This window comes from Synechocystis sp. PCC 7509, from assembly GCF_000332075.2.
GTDB lineage: Bacteria > Cyanobacteriota > Cyanobacteriia > Cyanobacteriales > Chroococcidiopsidaceae > Aliterella.
In genome coordinates, this window is the sequence record NZ_ALVU02000001.1 from 976,071 (window position 1) to 996,749 (window position 20,679).

The 20,679-nt window shown below is 41.8% G+C and carries 18 protein-coding genes and 1 riboswitch; of the genes, 8 read left to right on the forward strand and 10 right to left on the reverse strand.

Annotated features, from left to right (window positions below):
- The first annotated feature begins 73 nt into the window (after positions 1–73).
- Positions 74–1,930, forward strand: coding sequence for a BamA/TamA family outer membrane protein (locus SYN7509_RS0205045; protein ID WP_009633183.1), 1,857 nt, complete (start codon positions 74–76; stop codon positions 1,928–1,930).
- A 50-nt stretch (positions 1,931–1,980) separates the two neighbouring features.
- A complete protein-coding gene (locus SYN7509_RS0205050) occupies positions 1,981–3,453 on the forward strand; it encodes a serine/threonine protein kinase (RefSeq protein ID WP_038020818.1) in 1,473 nt (490 codons plus the stop codon).
- On the opposite strand, the gene SYN7509_RS0205055 is transcribed toward SYN7509_RS0205050, so the two are convergent.
- The 3 genes from SYN7509_RS0205055 to ntrB are packed head-to-tail and all read right to left on the reverse strand — an operon-like array spanning position 3,454 to position 6,620.
- Complete coding sequence (locus SYN7509_RS0205055) at positions 3,454–4,290, reverse strand: ABC transporter ATP-binding protein (protein ID WP_009633185.1); 837 nt, start codon at positions 4,288–4,290, stop codon at positions 3,454–3,456.
- Between the two features lie 13 nt (positions 4,291–4,303).
- A complete protein-coding gene (locus SYN7509_RS0205060) occupies positions 4,304–5,716 on the reverse strand; it encodes an ABC transporter substrate-binding protein (protein WP_009633186.1) in 1,413 nt (470 codons plus the stop codon).
- Positions 5,717–5,774: 58 nt separating this feature from the next.
- Positions 5,775–6,620 carry a nitrate ABC transporter permease gene (ntrB, locus tag SYN7509_RS0205065; RefSeq protein WP_009633187.1) on the reverse strand — a complete coding sequence of 282 codons (846 nt, stop codon included), beginning with the start codon at positions 6,618–6,620 and terminating at the stop codon, positions 5,775–5,777.
- 102 nt (positions 6,621–6,722) lie between these two features.
- A riboswitch (cyclic di-AMP (ydaO/yuaA leader) is annotated at positions 6,723–6,867 on the reverse strand.
- A gap of 133 nt (positions 6,868–7,000) precedes the next feature.
- On the opposite strand from ntrB, the gene SYN7509_RS0205070 reads away from it, so the two are divergent.
- Complete coding sequence (locus SYN7509_RS0205070; RefSeq protein ID WP_009633188.1) at positions 7,001–9,142, forward strand: Tex family protein; 2,142 nt, start codon at positions 7,001–7,003, stop codon at positions 9,140–9,142.
- 29 nt (positions 9,143–9,171) lie between these two features.
- Here the strand turns inward: SYN7509_RS0205070 and SYN7509_RS0205075 are convergent, their stop codons facing one another.
- Positions 9,172–10,026 carry a fructosamine kinase family protein gene (locus SYN7509_RS0205075; protein ID WP_009633189.1) on the reverse strand — a complete coding sequence of 285 codons (855 nt, stop codon included), beginning with the start codon at positions 10,024–10,026 and terminating at the stop codon, positions 9,172–9,174.
- A gap of 7 nt (positions 10,027–10,033) precedes the next feature.
- Positions 10,034–11,317 (reverse strand): M16 family metallopeptidase, encoded by a 1,284-nt coding sequence (locus SYN7509_RS0205080; protein ID WP_009633190.1) that lies wholly within the window; start codon positions 11,315–11,317, stop codon positions 10,034–10,036.
- Between the two features lie 161 nt (positions 11,318–11,478).
- Between SYN7509_RS0205080 and SYN7509_RS0205085 the strand changes: the two genes are divergently transcribed.
- Together SYN7509_RS0205085 and SYN7509_RS0205090 are read left to right on the forward strand one after the other, a co-directional pair.
- Positions 11,479–12,903 (forward strand): hypothetical protein, encoded by a 1,425-nt coding sequence (locus SYN7509_RS0205085; protein ID WP_009633191.1) that lies wholly within the window; start codon positions 11,479–11,481, stop codon positions 12,901–12,903.
- A 14-nt stretch (positions 12,904–12,917) separates the two neighbouring features.
- On the forward strand, positions 12,918–13,904 hold the full coding sequence (locus SYN7509_RS0205090) for a Gfo/Idh/MocA family protein (protein ID WP_009633192.1): 987 nt from the start codon (positions 12,918–12,920) through the stop codon (positions 13,902–13,904).
- 9 nt (positions 13,905–13,913) lie between these two features.
- Here the strand turns inward: SYN7509_RS0205090 and nth are convergent, their stop codons facing one another.
- Together nth and rseP are read right to left on the reverse strand one after the other, a co-directional pair.
- The gene (gene nth, locus SYN7509_RS0205095; RefSeq protein WP_009633193.1) at positions 13,914–14,573 is read right to left on the reverse strand and encodes an endonuclease III; all 660 of its coding nucleotides are present in this window, start codon (positions 14,571–14,573) and stop codon (positions 13,914–13,916) included.
- Positions 14,570–15,655, reverse strand: coding sequence for an RIP metalloprotease RseP (gene rseP / locus SYN7509_RS0205100; protein ID WP_009633194.1), 1,086 nt, complete (start codon positions 15,653–15,655; stop codon positions 14,570–14,572). The genes nth and rseP overlap by 4 nt, the downstream gene beginning before the upstream one ends.
- A gap of 299 nt (positions 15,656–15,954) precedes the next feature.
- Between rseP and SYN7509_RS0205105 the strand changes: the two genes are divergently transcribed.
- Entirely contained in the window at positions 15,955–16,641 is a 687-nt protein-coding gene (locus SYN7509_RS0205105) for a hypothetical protein (protein ID WP_009633195.1), read from the forward strand.
- 23 nt (positions 16,642–16,664) lie between these two features.
- Here SYN7509_RS0205105 and serS read toward each other — a convergent pair whose 3' ends face one another.
- Both serS and SYN7509_RS0205115 read right to left on the reverse strand, forming a co-directional pair.
- The gene (gene serS / locus SYN7509_RS0205110; protein ID WP_009633196.1) at positions 16,665–17,936 is read right to left on the reverse strand and encodes a serine--tRNA ligase; all 1,272 of its coding nucleotides are present in this window, start codon (positions 17,934–17,936) and stop codon (positions 16,665–16,667) included.
- Positions 17,937–17,990: 54 nt separating this feature from the next.
- Positions 17,991–18,566, reverse strand: coding sequence for a DUF3611 family protein (locus tag SYN7509_RS0205115; protein ID WP_009633197.1), 576 nt, complete (start codon positions 18,564–18,566; stop codon positions 17,991–17,993).
- 482 nt (positions 18,567–19,048) lie between these two features.
- Between SYN7509_RS0205115 and SYN7509_RS0205120 the strand changes: the two genes are divergently transcribed.
- Complete coding sequence (locus tag SYN7509_RS0205120; protein WP_369792221.1) at positions 19,049–19,429, forward strand: PadR family transcriptional regulator; 381 nt, start codon at positions 19,049–19,051, stop codon at positions 19,427–19,429.
- 42 nt (positions 19,430–19,471) lie between these two features.
- Positions 19,472–20,002 carry a cofactor assembly of complex C subunit B gene (locus SYN7509_RS0205125; RefSeq protein WP_009633199.1) on the forward strand — a complete coding sequence of 177 codons (531 nt, stop codon included), beginning with the start codon at positions 19,472–19,474 and terminating at the stop codon, positions 20,000–20,002.
- A gap of 169 nt (positions 20,003–20,171) precedes the next feature.
- On the opposite strand, the gene SYN7509_RS0205130 is transcribed toward SYN7509_RS0205125, so the two are convergent.
- Positions 20,172–20,486: a DUF3155 domain-containing protein gene (locus SYN7509_RS0205130; protein ID WP_009633200.1), complete on the reverse strand. Its 315-nt coding sequence runs from the start codon at positions 20,484–20,486 to the stop codon at positions 20,172–20,174.
- Positions 20,487–20,679: the final 193 nt, after the last annotated feature.

The window sequence follows — 20,679 nt, forward strand, 5'->3', positions numbered from 1 at the left end:
CGATGGCGATCGCATCATACGTTTAATTGAGCAAAAATTTCTCCTTAAGCAATGATATTTTTACATTAATTTTATGTGTGTTTTTTATCTTAAACTTGTTGTCTTGGCAGTTATTTTTAACTTAAATGTATACTGTGTAGGTGCGACAACGTTACCAGAAATGCTGAGGCAGCAAAGAGATAGTAAGGCCCCAGAAAGCGATTTATTTATTTTGGCTACTGATGTCCAGATAATAGGCGCAAAGGCAGAATTAACAGAAATTGTCCGCAATGTGATTTCTACGCGTCAGGGGAGCGATACAAGCAACCGCCAGTTGCAAGCAGACATTAAAGCAATTTTAGCTACGGGTTTATTTGTGAGCGCCCAAGCAAATACTACTAGCAACGCCACGGGAATAGATGTAGTAATTACTGTAGAGCCAATAATTGTCACAGCTATTGCCAGCCCCAATGCTAACGTTCTACCAGCAAATATCACCTTAAAACTATTTCAAACCCAGTTTGGCAAGGAGATTAGCTTAGAGGCTATCAATCAAAGCCGAGCAGAAATTGACAAGTGGTATACCGAAAATGGCTATGTAGCAGCAAAAGTATTAGCAATAAATCCAAGTCCCGATGGAGTGCTAACTATAGACGTAGCAGAAGGAATTGTCAGCAATGTTAAATTCCGCTTTTTGAATCGCGATGGCGATCCTACAGACTCAAAAGGAAACTTGATTAAAAGCCGGACAACTACAGAATTTTTGCGCCGCGAAGTTAGAGTAAAACCGGGGGATGTAGTCAAAAGTCGCACGATCGAACAAGATTTGCGGCAGTTGTATCAACTAGGATTATTTAGAACCGTTAATGTGGCTTTAGTAGGCGCAGGTGAGCAAGTTGAAGTCATTTATGACTTGACAGAGAAACCTGCTCGCAGCGTCAGCCCTGGGGGTGGTTATGATGACGATACAGGGATTTACGGCACAATCGAATATCAAGACTTTAATCTGAGCGGCATTAATAATTCTATAGATGTAGATTTGCAATTTAGCCGCCGCGACTTACAATTTGCTACTACTTTTACAAGTCCTTACCGCGCTAGCGAACCCGATCTTCCAGGTTATGAAGTGACTGTATTTCGTCGCCGGGGAACTTCGCCGACTTTTGATAGCGATATTGATTTAGCTAATGGTAGTAATCCCCGTGAAGGACGCTATGGCGGCGGTTTTATCCTCAATAAACCTATTGATGAGTGGCAAACATCTTTGGGGTTAAATTATACCCGTATTAGTATCCGCGATCGCGATGGTAATATTTCCCCCATTGATGAATTAGGCAATCAGCTTTCTTTTAGTGGTAAAGGAATTGACGATCTGACAATAGTATCAGTTAGCGCCATCAAAGACGATCGCAACGATCGCAGTAATCCGACGCAAGGATCAATTGTTAGCCTAAGTACCGAGCAATCAATCCCGATTGGGAGAGGTGATATTACAATGAATCGCCTACAAGCAAACTACATTCAATACTTTCCGGTACAGATACTTGGACAAAGAAATATAGAGGTTTTAGCCTTTAATCTCCAAGGTGGCACTATTATCGGCGATTTGCCACCCTATGAAGCTTTCAACTTAGGTGGACTTGATTCAGTTAGAGCTTATGGAGGTTCGGAAGTTGGTAGCGGACGCTCTTATGTTTTAGCCTCGGCGGAGTACCGCTTTTTGATTTTTCAACCCGTAGGCGGCGTACTATTTGCAGATTTTGCCACAGATTTGGGTTCGGGCGACACGGTGTTAGGAGAACCTGCGGTAGTTCGAGGTAAACCAGGTACGGGCTTTTCCTATGGTGCGGGCTTGCGGGTAGAATCGCCTATAGGTTTATTGCGAGCAGATTTTGGCATTAATGACAGAGGCGAAAGTCAGGTACAGTTTGGAATTGGACAAAGATTTTAGCGGCACCGAAGGCGATGAAGCTAAAATGCAGAGAGCATAAAATTGAAAACATGATAGCTGGCAAAACATTACAGGGCGGAAAATATACCTTAGAGCAAGAACTAGGGCGCGGTGGTTTTGGCATTACGTTCAAAGCTACTCATCGTTATCTAAATCAAGTCGTGGTAATTAAAACCCTGAATGAGTCTTTGCGGCGCGAGGCGCAATTTGCCAAGTTTCAAAGTCAGTTTCAAGATGAAGCAAGAAGACTCGCTACTTGTGTACATCCAAATATTGTGCGCGTCAGTGACTTTTTTATTGAAGATGGTTTGCCCTACATGGTCATGGATTACATACCAGGGGCAACTTTAGACTTGGTAGTATTTCCCGATCAACCACTTCTTGAAACCAAGGCGATTCACTATATTCAGCAAATTGGCGCAGCGTTGCAGGTAGTACATCAAAATAATTTGCTGCATCGGGATATCAAGCCGCAAAATATAATTCTGCGCCAAGGTACAGAGGAAGTTGTTTTAATTGATTTTGGCATTGCTCGTGAATTTACCCCTGGTTCAACTCAAACTCATACAGGGATGGTGTCGGAAGGTTACGCGCCCATTGAACAGTATCTCTACCAAGCCCCCCGCACGCCTGCCACCGATGTCTACGGGTTGGCAGCAACAATGTATGCCTTACTTACTGCGCGAGTTCCGGTGGCGGCTTCTTTGCGCGATCGCCTGCCGCTACCTGCTCCCGTTGACTTGCAACCTCAATTAAGCAAGTCCTTAAGTCAAGCTGTAATGCGTGGTATGGCGGTAGAAGCAAAGTTTCGTCCTGCCACTATCTCCGAATGGTTGGCACTGCTTCCCGCCGTTACTAAGGCTATTCCTGTGACTCCTGTACAGACACTAGCAACGGTAGCTTTAATTCCCCAGCACTACAAAAAACCCGATCGCCTAGTACCGCCACCTAGAACGATTCCGGCGGTCAAAAAACGCCCTTTTCCTTGGTTATTAATTGGCGGTGGTGTTGCCTTGGCATCAATAGCGGGAGTAGCTTTAAGTCAGGTTTTATCCAACTACTTGCAGCAACCCAACTCTGTACCTGTTGTCATACCTTCGCCAGAAGTTCGCGAGACGACACCGCCGCCAGTAGAAGCTAGTCCGACACCAGTTTTAGAACCAACACCGGATACAAAGCCAACAACTCAAAATTCGCCTACGCCAGATGTTAGTCCTTCTCCTGACGTTACCGATTCACCCATTCCTAGCGATACGGTTTCCCCTGCGGTGCGACAAAAGTGGCGGGAAATCCGCCGTAGGCGATCGCTTTCTCCAACTCCTTTAGAATCTCCAACTCCTACTATTTCTCCAACTCCTACTGTTTCTCCCACTCCTATTAATGAAAATCCTGATGTAGTTGTACCTACAGAAGAAATGTCCCCCTTTCCTACGCCAGAAATAACGGACGAATCAGAGGATAATTCTGGGCGGCAAAAACCAGACAAGGAAGAAAAGGCAGAACGCCAAGATAAGGACGACTAACTACTCATCTTGGGTAAAATAGCGATCTAAGAAATTAAGAGCATGGTTGCGAAGTTCGTAATATTCTTTTGAGTTTCTCATTGAGGCGCGATCGCGCGGATGATCGAAAGGTACATCTAATATCTCCCCAATAGTTGCTTCGGGTCCATTAGTCATAAGGACAATGCGATCGCTCATATAAATTGCTTCATCAACATCGTGGGTAATCATCATCACCGCTTGGCGCTGGTTTTCCCAAATATCTAATACTTGTCTTTGCAATTTGCCACGAGTTAAAGCGTCTAATGCCCCAAAAGGTTCGTCCATCAATAGCATTTTTGGGCGAGTTGCTAAAGCTCTAGCAATGCCTACTCTTTGCTTCATGCCACCGGAGATTTCATCGGGGTATTTATCCGCCGCCGCGTTTAAATTCACCATCGCAATATGTTCGTTAACGATGCTAATTTTTTCAGGTCGAGTGGCTTTTTTTAATACTTCATCTACCGCTAGTCTGATATTTTCTCGCACAGTTAACCAAGGCAACAGCGAGTATTGTTGAAATACCATCATCCTCTCTGCGCCGGGTTTGCGAATGGCTTTCCCTTCTAAAGTTACTAAGCCAGACGTTGCTTTTTCCAGTCCCGCGACAATTTTTAGTAAGGTAGATTTGCCACAGCCAGAATGACCAATTACTGAGATAAATTCATTTTCTTTGATAGTTAAATTGATACCGTTTAAAACTACGGTTTCTTTGCCATCGGGAGCGGGGTAAGATTTGATCAGATTTTCTACTACTAAAAATTCTCCCCTATCGAAGATCGAGCGATCGCTATTTTTTGTCGATGATAATTGGCTCATATTTACCTCTAATTTACGAAAAGTAGAAAGATTTGGGGCGATTAGCACGAATTTCAAAACTGTTGAGATAACCAACGGGATCGCTAGGATCGAAGGCTTTGTTATCAATAAATAACTCAGCCCTTTCAATTTTGTAGTTATCTTTGGGGCATTCGATACCCATTTCCCCGGCAATTTCGCGGTAAAGATCGGTTCGCCAAGCTTTACGGGCTACAGTTTCAGCATCCTTGGGAACGGTGGGTATTTGACCCCACCGCGCTGCTTGAGTCATTAACCAAATACTTTCGGACTGCCATAAAAAAGTAGAATGATCGCCGGGGATTTTAGCTAAATTATCCGGCAAGTCGAAGAAAATAGTTGTATTAGGCGATCGCACTGTCCGAGCTTTGCCATCAAAACCGCCGTAGTTATAATTTCCTACAATCGCCGCGCTAGTTAAGGTTGGTTTAGCGCCTGTATAAGACTTTTGAGCGATAATTTTGGCGATTTCCGGGCGATTTTCGGCTTTGCTGCAATACTGACAAGCTTCAATCATTGCCTTAACTAGCGAACGATAAGTTTTTGGGTTTTCATCGATAAAAGACTCCATTACCGCTAGTAACCTATCTGGATGTCCTTCCCAAATCTCTCTACCTTGGGCAAAAGTAAACCCAATGCCTTCATTACCGCTAATTGCCCGTGTATTCCAAGGTTCGGCTACCATATAAGCTTGCATCGCCCCAATTCGCATATTTACAAGCATTTGTGGCGGTGGGACAATAATTACCCTAAATTCCGCAAAAGGATCTACCCCGGCGGCGGCGGATAGGTAGCGGACAAAATACTCATAAATAGCCGAACTCAATACCACCGCCCAAACTCTTTTTTCGGGGGGAATGTTATCAAAATAGCGGCGAAAATCTCGTCCAAATTCCTCTAAATTGCCGTTATACTCCCGCCAAGGACGCAACCCCGATTCCCACATTGCCCTATTCATGGTTAAGGCGTTACCGTGACGGTGAATTGTCATCGCCGCACACAAAGGGGCTTGTCTTGCGCCTTCAGCACCGTCTCTAGCATTAGTTACCGCTCCACACACTACCGGGGCAGCATCCAAGCGTCCGAAAATTATCCCATCGCGCGATGTTCCCCAACTTGCTTCTCGACTCAAAGTTACATTCAAGCCATACTTACGAAAAAAGCCTTTTTCCCAAGCAACCGCAAAGGGGGCGCAATCGTTTACAGGTACATAGCCAACAGTGATATTTGGTTTTTCTAGAGTTTTTGAATCTACAACGGGTTCTATAGCTAAAGCAGCTTCTGACAGCCCTTGAGGAGCGCGATTGGCATTGATAGCACAGGAGGAAACCGCCATACTCGCCGCCGTCGCCCCGATGCCTTTAATGACACTCCGGCGACTCCAACTGTTTTGGTAATTATCGTTCATATTTAGTTGCTGAATAGTATTTTATGTAGAGACGTTGCAGTGCAACATCTCCACATTTTTAAGAAGTTTTTGGGCGATGAGTAACGAAAGTTTCTATTTTGCCTACAGCATAATCAAGCACTAACCCAGTGATGCCAATTACTAATACTGCCAAAAATACCGAACTTAAGTTTAAACGACTCCATTCATCCCACACAAAAAAGCCAATTCCTACACCACCAGTCAGCATCTCAACGGCAACAATTACTAGCCAAGCAATCCCTAGACTAATTCGCAATCCTGTGAAAATGTAAGGTAGGCTTGCAGGTAAAATTATTTTAGTAATTTGTCTCCATCGCGGCATTTCCAACACTCGCGCCACATCTAAATAATCTTTGTTGACGCTAGAAACGCCCAAAGCCGTGTTGATAATTGTCGGCCACAAGGAGGTAATGAAAATTACAAAAATCGCTGAAGGATCGGCTAAGTTGAAAATTGCTAGAGAAATAGGCAACCAAGCTAAAGGAGATACAGGTTTAAATATTTGAATAATCGGATTAAGGGCAAGTAGTGCTTGCTTGGACATTCCAATTAAAAATCCTACAGGAATAGCGACTAAAGCACCCAAGGCAAAACCAATTAATACTCGCCGCAAACTGGCTAGTAATAACCAACCTAAGCCCAAGTTTCCGGGACCGCGACGATAGAAAGGATTTAAAATATAGTCTAAGTTTTCTACAAAGGCTTGGGCAGGAGTGGGCATTAAGTCTGTTAAAAAAGTTGCCACAAACCACCAGAGGATAATTACCCCCAAAAAACCCGCCAGAGGTAGTAAAATTGCTTCTTTGATAATTGCAGGTTTAGTCCGTTTCCAGGCAAGTTGTCCAGCAACCGCAAGGGCTGCAAGATTAAACTGTATTAGCATTTGATACTCCTCAGAAATAGAGAGTAGGTACAACGGACGTGAGTAATACCAACTAGGAATACTGACGAGTTCAAATCATTTTATAAAAATGCCTTGAATGTCTAATTTTCCCCCAATGCCGACGAAGTTAGCTGACGGGCTAGGACTGAGAGATGTCCATCTGCTTAAATACAGATACGCCCCAAACTGTGGTTCCTCCGTTCTATCCTTGTGTTGTTTAAAAAGATAGATTTGGCTACTTTACTCAAATTTCTCAAAATATAGCCTAGATTTTTTTGATAGTCAATATTTCCCAAGGAGTAGGGGCGCAATGCATTGCGCCCCTACTGATTTTTGGCTTTATCCGTTAGCTTATATATTCAATTATTTTAGATTTACTTATGGTAGATATTGCTCAGTTTTTAACTAAAGAGCTTTCCCTAAAACCTTCTCAAGTTAAGAACGCCTTAGAATTATTTGCAGAATCTGCGTCAATTCCCTTTATTGCTCGTTACCGCAAAGAACGCACGGGAGAAATGAACGAAATTCAGTTGCGGGAATTGTCGGATAGATTTACTTACCTCAGCGAACTTGAAGAACGAAAGACGACGGTTATAAATGCGATCGCCGACCTTGGTAAACTTACAGAGGAACTAAAGCTCAAAATTGACTCTTGTTTGCAAAAAACCGAACTTGAGGATCTTTATTTACCTTACAAACCCAAAAGGCGCACGAAAGCCACTATTGCTAAAGATAAAGGTTTACAACCCTTAGCAGAATTTATTAAAGCAAACTTTGTTGATAGTTCTTTGGAAGAAGAAGCCGCAAAATATATTTCTGTAGATAAAGGCGTAAATACCACCGTTGAAGCGCTAAAAGGTGCGGCGGATATTTTGGCGGAAGAAGTAGCAGAAAAGGCTAATTTACGTGCTTACGTGCGCGAATATTTCCTAAAATCGGGCGTATTTAGAGCAAAAATCAAAAAAGATCATCCCGAAGGTAGTACCAAGTACGAAATGTACCGCGACTACCAAATTAACGTCAAAAATATTGCTTCGCACAATATGTTAGCTCTTTTGCGCGGTGAAGCGGAGAAAATTATTAATTTAGACCTTGATTTTGATGAATCTGTAGTATTAAGTTATTTAGAAGATCGGGAAATTAAAACTAAAAACAAGGAAATTCGAGAGTTTTATCGAGTTATGCTCAAAGATGCTTTCAATCGCTTAATGAAGCCATCTTTAATTAGCGAAGTAATTGCTAATAGAAAAACTTACGCAGACATTGAATCTATTAAAACATTTGAAAGTAATTTAAGAGAATTATTGCTATCCAGTCCCGCCGGGATGAAACCAACTATAGCAATTGATCCAGGGTTTAGAACTGGTTGTAAAGTAGCAGTTATTGATAACACAGGCAAGTTTTTGGAATATCAAGCGATATTTCCTCACTCTGCTGCATCACAACGCCAGCAAGCAAGTCAAACAATTGAAAGATTAATTAATAAATACAATATTCAACTAATAGCAATTGGTAATGGTACAGCAGGGAGAGAAACCGATGAATTTGTTGCTGAAGTTATAGAAAAATTAGCAACTAAGCCCGTTAAAGTTATGGTAAACGAATCGGGAGCATCAATTTATTCTGCTAGTGAAATTGCGATCGCTGAGTTTCCCGATTTAGATATTACAGTACGCGGTGCGATTAGTATTGGTAGGCGTTTGCAAGATCCTTTAGCAGAGCTTGTAAAAATCGATCCTAAATCTATTGGTGTGGGACAATATCAGCACGATGTCGATCAAAAGTTACTCAAACAAAAGCTAGATGAGACGGTAGAAAGCTGCGTTAACTATGTAGGTGTGAATCTCAACACCGCTTCAGGAGAGCTTCTAGGATTTGTTTCGGGAATTAATGCCACGATCGCTAAAAATATTATTACTTATAGAGATAAACACGGCGCATTTAGCGAGCGCTTTCAATTATTATCTGTACCCAAACTCGGCGCAAAAACCTTTGAACAATCGGCGGGATTTCTGCGGATTAGTGGCGGAAAAAACCCCTTAGACAATACTGCTGTACATCCAGAGAGTTACGCTGTTGTAAAAGCGATATTCAGTGACTTAAATGTGCCATTAGCGGAGATTTCCCAAGCATCCAAGCAGCTTAAATCAATAAATTTGCAAAAGTATGTCACCGTTACCGTTGGCGAGCCTACATTGCGCGATATCATCAACGAATTAGAAAAACCTGGCAGAGATCCAAGAGCAGAATTTAAGTATGCAACCTTTGCAGCAGGAGTGAAAGAGATTAGAGATTTAACTGTGGGAATGGAGTTAGAGGGAGTGGTTACAAATGTAGCTAATTTCGGTGCATTTGTAGATATTGGTGTGCATCAAGATGGGTTAGTGCATATATCGCAAATGGCAGATAAATTTGTAGACGATCCTAATAAATTTGTCAAGGTTGGACAAGTTGTAAAGGTAAGGGTAATGGAAGTTAAAGAGAATTTAAAGCGGATAAGTTTATCAATGCGATCGCGCTAATATTTTTTACAAGCGACTTATCCACAATGTCAACCTATAATCTGAGAAATCATGCGATTAGCCTGGGATTCGTAACCACCACCAAATAAATTGAAGTGATTGAGAATGTGGTACAAGTTATACAAAGTTTTGCGTTGCTCGTAACCTGATTCTAAGGGGAAAGCCTCGTTGTAAGAGCAGTAAAAAGCCGCCGGAAACCCGCCAAATAATTCTGTCATTGCAATATCGGTTTCGCGATCGCCATAATAGGTTGCAGGGTCAAAAATTACGGGTTCTCCTTGTTCCGTACAAGCGGCGTTACCTCCCCATAAGTCGCCATGTACTAAAGATGGTTGCACTTGGTGCGATAGCAATTGGGGGAGAGATGCTAACAATTGTTCCTGCTGCGGGAAACTTCCCCCCTTGCGTTTAGCTAATTGAAATTGATAGCCTAAACGACGAGTAGCGTAAAATTCTACCCAATCAGTTGTCCAGTTGTTAATCTGCGGTGTAGAACCAATAGTATTATTTTGTTCCCACCCAAAACCGTTAGCGCTAGTTGTGCGGTGCATTGCGGCTAAATTGCGCCCCATTTGTTGCCAAAAGGTAGCCGTTACAGCTAAATTTAGCCACTCTAAGACGATGTAAGCAGAATTTTCAGCGATTCCCCAACAAATCGGTTTTGGGACGCGGATAGTATTTGTTTGCGCCATTTCCTGCAATCCTAATGCTTCGGCGACAAACATCTTAACTTTAGAAGCTTCGTTTAATTTTACAAAATAAGTGCGCTCTCCATCGCTAACTGCGTAGCCTTGATTTATACAGCCACCACTTACCGGGCGATGACTGTTAATTTTAAACTGTGGTTGAACTTGGGAGATATGCGCGGCTATTTGCGTCCACATAGTTAATTTAAGGCTTGAGAATAACCGCACCGTAAGCATTAGCGCTGAGATACTTTTGGGCGGCGGTTTGCATTACTTCTGCCTTTAGGGCTTGAATCCGTGACGGGTAATCAAAGGCTGGTTCTAGGTTTCCCACCATAGATTGATAGTAACCGTATAAACCCGCGCGATCGCTCGGAGTTTCGTTAGCAAAAATAAATCGGTTGGCTACTTGAGTCCGAATCCGGGCAATTTCCCATTCTGCTACAGGCTGAGTTTGAATAGTATAAATGTGCTGGGCGATGGCTGCTTCTACTTGAGCTATATTTTCTACTGGAAGGATTGCAGAAATATAAAAAGTACCTTGCAAGCGTTGAGTGATATTGCTTACAGATATACTTGAAACCAGTCCTTTTTCTTCTCGCAAATCTCGCACTAGCCTTGAAGTCCGCCCCGAACCTAAAATTGCTGCCAAAACATCTAAAGCATAGGTTTCTTGAAGATTACTCAATCCTGGAACGCGCCAAATCATAACTAATCGAGCTTGTTGCAGGCTATCATCTTTTAACTCGTGGCGGACAATTTCTGTAAAAGCAGGTTCTTCCGTGAGGGTATTTGCTAAGGGTTGATGATTAACAACTGGTAAAGGGTTAGTAGCTTCAGTAAAACTATTAGAGACAATTTTAATTAATTCGTCTACAGGTAAATTCCCCACAGCTACGGCGGTAATAGACTTTGGTTGATACCAAGATGAGTGAAAATCGCGCATTTGTTGCGGTTGTAGCTGAGAAATTACCTCAAATTCTCCTAGTACCGGGCGACGATAAGGTAAACGATTAAAGGCGGTTTGCATTGCTTGGGCAAAGGTGCGCCGACGCGGGTTATCATCAGAGCGGCGGATTTCTTCTAATACAACTAACTTTTCTCGACTAAAAGCATCGTCGGGAATCAAAGAATTAAGCACAACATCAATTTGCAGAGGTGCTAGGCTGGCAAAATCTTTTGGGGAAGTGGTGATGTAGTAATGAGTGTAATCTTGGCTAGTTGCAGCATTTGTAACCGCTCCTCGTTCTTCGATGCGGCGCTCAAATTCTCCGCTTACAATGCGCTTAGTACCTTTAAAAACCATGTGTTCGAGAAAGTGAGCCATCCCATTAATTTCATCAGGTTCATTAGCAGAACCTACATTAACCCACAAACTCAAGTTGACGGCTTCTACGGGCATTTGCTCGGCGACAATTGTCAAACCGTTGGGTAGCTGATGGAGGGTAGGAGAATTTAAGCGAGGCAATTTTACAACAGTTGAAGTCATTATCACTACAGAATCTGCCAATATGTCTTTATCTTAACCATTGTTGAGGGTAGGCAGAACAGATAATGCTATTTTAGAGTGCGATCGCAGAGCTTCGTATTTCATGCCCATTTTTTACCCAAACGCCTAAATATCTACCTAATTCGCCTTGTATTTGAGCTATGTTATCTGTTCAACAAGTCAAAGCTAAAAAAAAATCTTCTCGCCGCAATCTTTGGTTAGAAAAATTACTAGCAATTATTGCCGTTGCAAATTTAGTGTTAGTAGGTTTCGATTTTAGTTACATACCTTGGCGAGATTTTTACTTTACTGAAGCACCAACAATAGTTAGATACTATGATGAAGTTAAGGGTATACAACCTCACCGTGAAACTCAAAGATATCTTGATAAAGTTGAGCAATTAGAAACCCAAATTGAGCAAGCTGGGTTGCAATCGTCGGAAGTTGAAAGCGTGCTACAACAGTTGCGCCAACTTAGCAATGAAATGATTGAAGACAATCCTTTTGATGTTGCCGGAAAAACTGGCAGTTTAGCCAAAATCAAACGATTAATGCGTCTTCATGTCGCTAGTTTTAATAATCGCACTATAGAAGCCTCCGCCCACGAAGCCTTTACATTATTTTGGAGTCAATTGTATCTGTCTCAAGTAGGTTGGGAAAAAGAAATTAACTTTTTCAATACCCAGTTACGCCCTTTAATTGCAACTAATTATTATCGAGATATAGGAGAAACAGGACAATTTATAGATAAGTTTTGGTTGATAGATTTACCATTTATAGCTATTTTTGGCATGGATTTTTTAATTAGGGCGTTTTTTATTAGTCTCCGCAATCGTTTAAGTTTATTAGAAGCAATATTGCGGCGATGGTACGATGTTTTTTTACTATTACCTGTTTTTCAGTGGTTGCGAGTAATTCCGGTAACGATTCGCCTGTACCAATCTCAGCTACTAAACCTTGAACCTGTGCGATCGCAAATTAACCACGATTTTGTTGCCAACTTTGCCGAAGAAATTACCGAAGTTGTGGGAATTAGAGTTATAGATCAGCTTCAAGAAGCAATTACTAATGGTAGCATTAGTCGCCGATTACTACGTTCTAAAAGTAGTGGTTATATAGACATTAACAACACTAATGAAATTAGCGCGATTGCTTCTCGCATAGTAAAATTAAGCGTTCATCAAGTTATGCCAAAAATCCAGCCAGATGTAGAAGCACTAATCCATTACAATCTACAAACCATTCTTAACCAATCTCCTGTATACAAGCAACTTCAAAACCTGCCAGGAGTAAGTAATTTACCCAAGCAATTAGCAAGTGAAATAGCCAAATCTGCTTATAGTGCAATTGTAAGTGTTGTAGACGATCCGCAAAGCGCAAAAATTTGGCAGCAGCTAACTAATAATTTTAGTAAAAATTTAGAAGGAGAATTACAGAAAGAACATAACCGTAAAGAAATTCAAACTTTGCTCGTAGACTTATTAGAAGAAATTAAAATTAACTATGTTCAAAACATTGCCGGCGGAGGAATGGAAGAAATATTAGAAGAGTCCGAGCAAATTAGACGCATTAAACGCAACAAATAAAAGTAAAGGAAATTATGGTTAATTCATTAGAAACAAATACCCCGATTAGAGTAGGTTTAGTTGGCACAGGTTATGTAGCAAAGCTTAGAGCCGAAATATTACAGCAAGACGATCGCGCTAAATTAGTAGCAGTAGTTGGTAGTACGCCAGAGAAAACCGCCGAATTTGCGCAAAAATACGATGTGGAGGCGATCGCATCTATAAAAGACTTACTAAACTTAGATATAGATTTAGTAATTGTGGCAACTATCAATAGCGAACATGGCGCAGTTTGTCGTCAAGCTTTGCAACAAGGCAAACACGTTGTAGTTGAGTATCCTTTATCTTTAGACGTATACGAAGCGGAAGAACTAATTAACCTAGCTTCCAGGCAAAATAAACTACTGCACGTAGAACACATCGAATTACTCGGCGGATTGCACCAAGCCTTAAAAGAAAATTTAGCAGCAATTGGCAATCCATTTTACGCCCGTTACAGTACCCTAAATCACCAATCCCCCGCACCCCAACGTTGGACTTACAACAAAACATTATTCGGCTTTCCCCTAAGTGGCGCAGTATCGCGGCTTCACCGCCTAACTGATTTATTTGGTACTGTTGCAACTATTAGCTGTCAAAACCGCTATTGGGGAATGGATGGAGAGTTTTTCAAAGCTTGTTTGTGTACAACGCAGTTGCAATTTACTAGCGGACTTATAGCCGAAGTTGTTTATGGTAAAGGCGAAACTATTTGGCTAGAAGAGCGCAAATTTACCGTTGATGGCGAAAAAGGCGGCTTAAGTTTTGACAAAGAAGACGGCAAATTAATCAACTCTGAAGGGACAAAACCTATTGAAATAGGGACGCGCCGGGGTTTATTTGCCAAAGATACAGCTATGGTATTAGAGCATTTAATTAATGGTACGCAAGTATATGTAAGTTCTGCCGCCAGCCTGTACGCTCTCAAAGTTGCTGATGCAGCTAGGCGCTCTGCTCAAACTGGTCAAACGGTAGCTTTGTAGATTCCCTCGTCAATCTGGTAAAACCGCCGACGGACACAAATCTGCAAGGATGCAAACACTGCATTGCGGACTTCTCGCTTTACAAACTGCTCTCCCGTAATATACCAATCTAATTGACCAATTTTCCCAGTCTGGCTGAGGCAACAAGCGCATCAAATCGCGCTCAATACGGATGGGATCGGAATATTCCGTTAAGCCCAGGCGATCGCACAAACGTTTAACATGAGTATCTACCGTTACCCCAGCATTGATGTTGTAACCATGCGCCAACACAACATTGGCAGTTTTTCGCGCTACTCCTGGAAGCTTTAATAACTGCTCCATACTTGCAGGTACTTGTCCGTTAAATTCCTGCACTAACAAAGCACAAGCCGCTTTGATGTTTTTAGATTTATTGCGATAAAAGCCTGTAGAACGAATTAAAACTTCTAATTCTTCAATATCAGCCTTCGCCAAAGCCGCCGCATCAGAAAAACGGCGAAACAACTCTGGCGTAACTAAATTAACTCGCTCGTCGGTGCATTGCGCCGATAAAATAGTTGCTACCAGAAGTTGTACGGGGGTTGCATAGTCGAGCGTACAAGGTGCGTTTGGATAAAGAGTTTTCAAACGCACCAAAATTTCTAACGCCCGTTGCTTTTTAGCTGCCCATTTGCGAGTTATGCTCACTGAAACAGTTTTTGTACCCACTCCAAGTTTGCCGTGTCGCGCACAATTAAGAAAATGCCCAAACCTAACAATAACATTAGCCCGGTTTGCATTACCCCATCTTGAATTTTTGATGGTAAAGGTTTACCGCGCACTGCTTCAAATAACAAAAATGCCAATTGACCGCCATCTAAAGCAGGTAAGGGCATAATGTTAATTACAGCTAAGTTAATGCTAATTAACGCCGCAAATTGAAGCAAATTAGCCGCATCAGAACTAGCAATTTTTGCACCAAAATTAACGATCGCCACCGGCCCAGAAATTTGACCCGCCGTTTCGCTAAAATTGCCGATTAGTTGCCCAAAACCACTAATTGTTAACACGACAATTCGTTGAAATTCTGTCGCCGCCGCGCCAAAAGCATCCAATACACCCACTTTTGTACGTTCTACGCTGCCATTAGGAGCTAAGGCAATGCCAATACTACCGCGATCGCCGCTTTTAGCTTCTGGGGTCACATTGACGGTTAATTGCTCGCTTTTACGCTCAATTTTTAACTGGAGTGGTTGACCTGCGCTAGTTTTGATAATTTGGCTTAACGCCTCCATTTCTTGAAGGGAATTACCAAAAGTGCGATCGCCTGCTGCCAAAATTACATCGCCGGGTTTAATTCCCGCATCGGTTGCAACTCGGCTGACATTGGCGGCTAATTCTGGAACTAAAACGCCCGGTAAACTAGCTTGGGGAATACCTACAAAACCAATATGTGTAACTAGAAGTAAGTAAGCAAAAATTAAATTTGCAATAACTCCAGCGCTAATTACGATCGCGCGATCGATTACCGGACGATTGCGGAGCAAATCGGGGTCATTGGCGGGAATCTTGCTATCGGGGTCATCATCGGGAAAACCAACGAAGCCACCGAGGGGAAAAGCTCTAACAGCATATTCTGTTTCTGGACCCTGGTACTTAAATAAAACCGGGCCAAAACCTAAAGAAAAACGGTTGACATGAATACCCTGAGAACGGGCGGCTACAAAGTGTCCAAGTTCGTGTACTACTATAAGCACCGCTAAAACGGCGATCGCTGCCAATACTGACATAGCAAATTTTAATTAAACGCAACATTTCTTTAATTCTACGCTGATGTCGCCTTGGACGGGGTGAAGCACGGAGGAATTACAAAGATGTAGGTTTAAGACTAAATAATGCGATCGCACCCACTAGCCTTAGACATAACTACAGGTGAGAAGCGGGAGAGGGAGGTTATCTTATCGCATCTATAGCGATCCAAAGCCTGACTTATAAGCATTAACCTTGTGTTAATATTTACCTAATCTAACCATAATGAATACCGAATTGGGTTAGAGATGTGAGTTGCAGTAGGCATAGGCAGGTCATTATGTCCGTGAAATCGATCTGGATTTACCAAGTAAAAGCCCTGCTCCCAGTGTTGATTTGTATTTATGTACCATTACTGCTGGCATTACTAGCCCTAACGCTGGCAAGTCAAGTAGCTGGAATATCAGTATCATATTTCACTCGCGATCCGTCAGCGATAATGGGAGAACCATTTTATATTGGCTTACTCTCAAATCTTGGTATTTTGCTATGGTGTTCTTCTGCCGCTATTTGCTTATTTAGCTTTGTAGTCTTCCGAGGAGGTGTCAAAAACACCGAGATTACCTCATTTTTTTTATTCTCAAGCGTTTTAACGATTATTCTGCTATTCGACGATTTTTTCTTGATCCACGAAAGCGTCTTTCCTGACTACTTGAATATCTCTGAAAATTTTTTTTACGTTGGTTATGTATCAGCACTGCTAGCTTACCTGGCGAGATTTAGAAAGACAATTTTTAAAACAGAATTTCTGTTTTTGCTTTTAGCTCTTAACTTTTTTGGGTTGTCAATTTTCATCGACTTGTTCCAGCAGACTTTTCACTTACTAAAACCTAATTTGGCAGATTTAATTGAAGATGGCTGCAAGTTGCTGGGAATAGTTAGTTGGTGTACTTATCTGGTCAGGGAATCTATACAGCAGGTAAAAAGCAAGGTTTGGGTTCAAGAAGACTTGTATTATAAAAAATGACAGCAAGCTTCAAAGCTAGTAAGTTATAAGACTTCGCGTTTCAAATAAGTTTGTAATACGCCAGGTATTCTCACCGTCCCATCAGGCTGTTGGTAATTTTCTAAAATTGCTGCCATTGTGCGACCTACCGCTAATCCCGAACCATTTAGGGTATGAATGAACTGCGTGCCTTTTTTCCCAGCTTCCTTAAAGCGGATTTGCCCTCTACGTGCTTGAAAATCGGTACAGTTGGAACAGCTAGAAATCTCTCGATATTTCCCTGCCGATGGTAGCCATACTTCTAAGTCGTAGCACCTCGCCGCCGAAAACCCCATATCGCCACTACATAGCTCTAAAACTCGATAAGGCAACTTTAAGGCTTGTAAAATAGCCTCCGCATCTTGGACTAATTTTTGATGCTCGTCTTCGGAATTACTTGGATGAACAAACTTGACTAATTCAACTTTATTAAACTGATGCAGGCGAATTAAACCCCGCGTATCGCGCCCGTAAGAGCCAGCTTCTCGCCGAAAACAGGGCGTATAGGCACAATGATAAATTGGTAAGTTTTCCGCCGCTAAAATCTCCTCTCTGTACAGGTTTGTAATCGGTACTTCCGCCGTTGGACTTAGCCATAAATCATCTTCGGCGCATTTAAAGCTTTCTTCGGCAAACTTGGGCAACTGTCCTGTAGCGGTTAATGATTGAGTATTAATTAATACTGGCGGCATTGCCTCAATATACCCCGCCTCAATATGGCGCTCTAGCATAAATTGAATTAATGCCCGCTCCAAAGCTGCCCCCGCCCCTAACAGAGTCACAAAGCGACTTTGGGCAACTTTTGCTGATCGCTTAAAATTAAAAATTCCTAGTTGTTCGCCAATTTCCCAATGAGGCAAAATATCAGAGTTTTGCGGGATAAATTCATCCCCCCATCGGCGAACTTCAATATTTTCATCTTCGCTTTTCCCTACTGGTGTAGCGTCACTAGGCAAGTTTGGCAAAGCTAAAAGTAACGTCCTCAACTCCTCTATTAATTCCGTTTCTTGGGGTTCTAATTCGCTTACTTGAGCTTTAACTTCGTTTCCTTCTGTTCTTAAAGCGGCAATTTCCCCCTCTTGAGGATTAGCTTTCATTTTTTGCCCGACTAATCTACCAATTTCATTACTCCGGGCTTGGAGATGCGATTTTTTAGCCTCAAGTTCTCGCATCTGTTTATCTAACTGCAAAATTGGCTCTAAATCGTACTCGCCACGACGACTTAGTAATTCTTGTACCTTTTGAGGATTTTCTCTAATTTGTTTAATATCCAGCACGGATTATTACCTAACTTTTCTGCCCATAATTCAGCTTATAATAGCTCCTCTGGTTCATTTGGTAACGCGATTGAGTAAAAATAGCGTTGCTATTAGTCCAGCAAAATGAGCCGCAACGGTATTAGTATTTGCTTGGACTACAAAAATATCTACTGGGCGGATAAGTTGTTGAGGATTATAAATAGCCGCCCCAAAACCTTGAGGTAAAGATAAAGAACGCAATAGCAAAATTCCGGCGATCGCCTGCGCCCCTAAAATAGTTAATAAAGTGCCTACCAAATTCACAATTAGCCCCAATCGCAAAATTTGAATTGTATCGGCTTTACGCGGACGGTTATTGGGATTAGGCGATTGCAAACGCCTACCAATGCGGGTATAACGAAAAGCTATATAGCCCCCAATTCCTAAAGTAATAATTCCACTGACAGCAAAAACTATGCCGATGCCAGTTCCGGTATTTCTTTGCCCTTGAGTAGCTATATCGCGCCCAAGACTTGCAAAAATTAAAACTAAGGTAGACACTACCCCCAACACTAACTGAACCCAGAAACTAGCCCAACCTGCTAAACGAAAAGCAACAGCTATTTGCCCAAGGGCGGCGGGAGCGGATTTAGAAACAGATTTGTCCACAATAAATAATTTCCGGTATCGGTGCTATGAATCTATACCTAATTAAATATATTTGAGCAATTCACTACAATTATTGATTTAGCAAGTTTAAAAGGCGAAGCTCTGCGAGCGCGCTGGCGCTATCGCATCATAGCTAAAAAAGGTACTAAGTGCGATCTTGGCAGACAAACCGAGATAAACCGTTTAAAATTGCCTCAAATCTACTTTAGGACAGCCTGTGTCTCAAATTATCTCAAAAGTTTTGTAAATCGAGTTAACGGCCCTCAAAATTATGGCTGTAACAATAGTAAATTGAAGCTTTAAACATTTTGACTGGCGTTGTTTTTTTTAGTTTTTCCGCCCATAATCTCTATAAAAATTCACAAATATATAAGTAGCTGCGAGGTTAATTGACAATCCGAGAAAAATAAAGTTTACTGGATTTTTTTATAACTTCTTTTAGCACCCTGTCTCAAGCCGCCGCGAAAATTAATTCACATCCTATGTCTATGAAAACTTTACTAGGAGAGCGACAAATGAAACTTGAGCATATCTATGAGTTTTTTCGCCATCGTCCTCCAACTTATTTAGGTCAAGAACTTGCAGTATGTTATGTTCTTTCCGTTTTAGTTGAAAAAGAATCTTACGGTACAGAGCTTATTACCATGCTTGAAACCGAGCATCCACGCTATCGCCTGTCTGACACAGTTTTGTATAGCGCCATTAAGTTTCTAGAAGACGAAAAAGCCATTACTGGTTACTGGAAAAAAGTCCTTGGGCGAGGTCGCCCCAGGAGAATGTATCAAATTAGTCCCCAGTGGCAAACCCAATCTCAAGACTTGGCTCGTCTTTGGCGAGAATATATCATTACTAACCCAGGGTAGCCAATAATAAAGAAGTTGGTATGAGTTTTAACCCCAATAGCCGTGAATACTGCTACTATTCCCTCACTTTTTGTCTTGACTTTGGTGTTAGCAACGGGCTTGTTTTTCTTTATCCGAGCCTCTGCTAAAGATCGTACTGAGCAAATAGAATTAATTTCTCAGCAACCGGAAGCAACTCTCATGGCTCAATTACAACAGTATTTTGACATTCGAGCCTACCGCGTTGCCAGTATAGATAAAGAAAATAACTCTGTTACTTTTACGGGTATGGTTAGACCTAGTATTTTTCTAGCAATGCTTCTAACCATCCTCGCCAGTGCGGGTATTCTCAGCTTAGTCTTAGCTTTGTCGCTCCTGTTTCCCAACTTAGGTAAAGTTTTTTTGTTATTGGTGCTTGCGTCCCCGGCGGCGGGTATTTTTTATTGGAAAAAAGCTGGTCGCATCGAACAAGTATCTCTAAAATTGCAACCTACAAGCAGTCAGAATGTGACTATTTGGATCAAAGCTCACCGCGATGAAATTCTTGAACTTCGACAGGCTATTCCTTTGACCGAGGTAGGCGATCGCGAATAAATATTTATTGTCCAAAAAATTACCCCACCCAAACTAGAGGCTTGAGTAGGGTTAAAATTTGACTAAAACTAACGATTCACACCCTGGTATTTCTGTTAAAAAACCTCATAAATAATTGTTTAAAGGATTTATAGCCGATCAATACCATTTAACTAAACTCCTGTCACGCCTACTTGCGTATCGTCACCAATTCCTTCTCTGTGGGATTTTCTAAAAACCGCAGACTAGGAAACAAAAAATGATTCTCCTCAACGTACTGCGCCCCAAATAATCCTTTTTCTGCCCAGAAGTAACGATCCGTTGTGTGTTCATTCCGTTTCACAAGTAGCAACGCTGGTGGTAAGATGCCCTCCGCTTGAATATATTTTCTGGCGGCGGTCACAGGCTTATCTTCTCCACTTTCGATACTAAATTGAGGCACGTTTTCCAGGATTCGGCGACCCTCTTGACGACGACGACTTTTCCGCTTGCGTCTCCTTGCCAACTTTTTGTCCTCCTCTCTAAACAATGAAATATTGTAGTTATGGTTACAATTTCCGTCGCCAGTATATCGTTCTGAATTTTTAAAATCAACTTATGTTAAGTATTTGATACAAAGTTATCAAGATATGGTTTAAAAGTGCCGCAAAGGTTAAGAAGTTGTTTAATAAAGTTAATAATTGTTAAAGAACTACGCT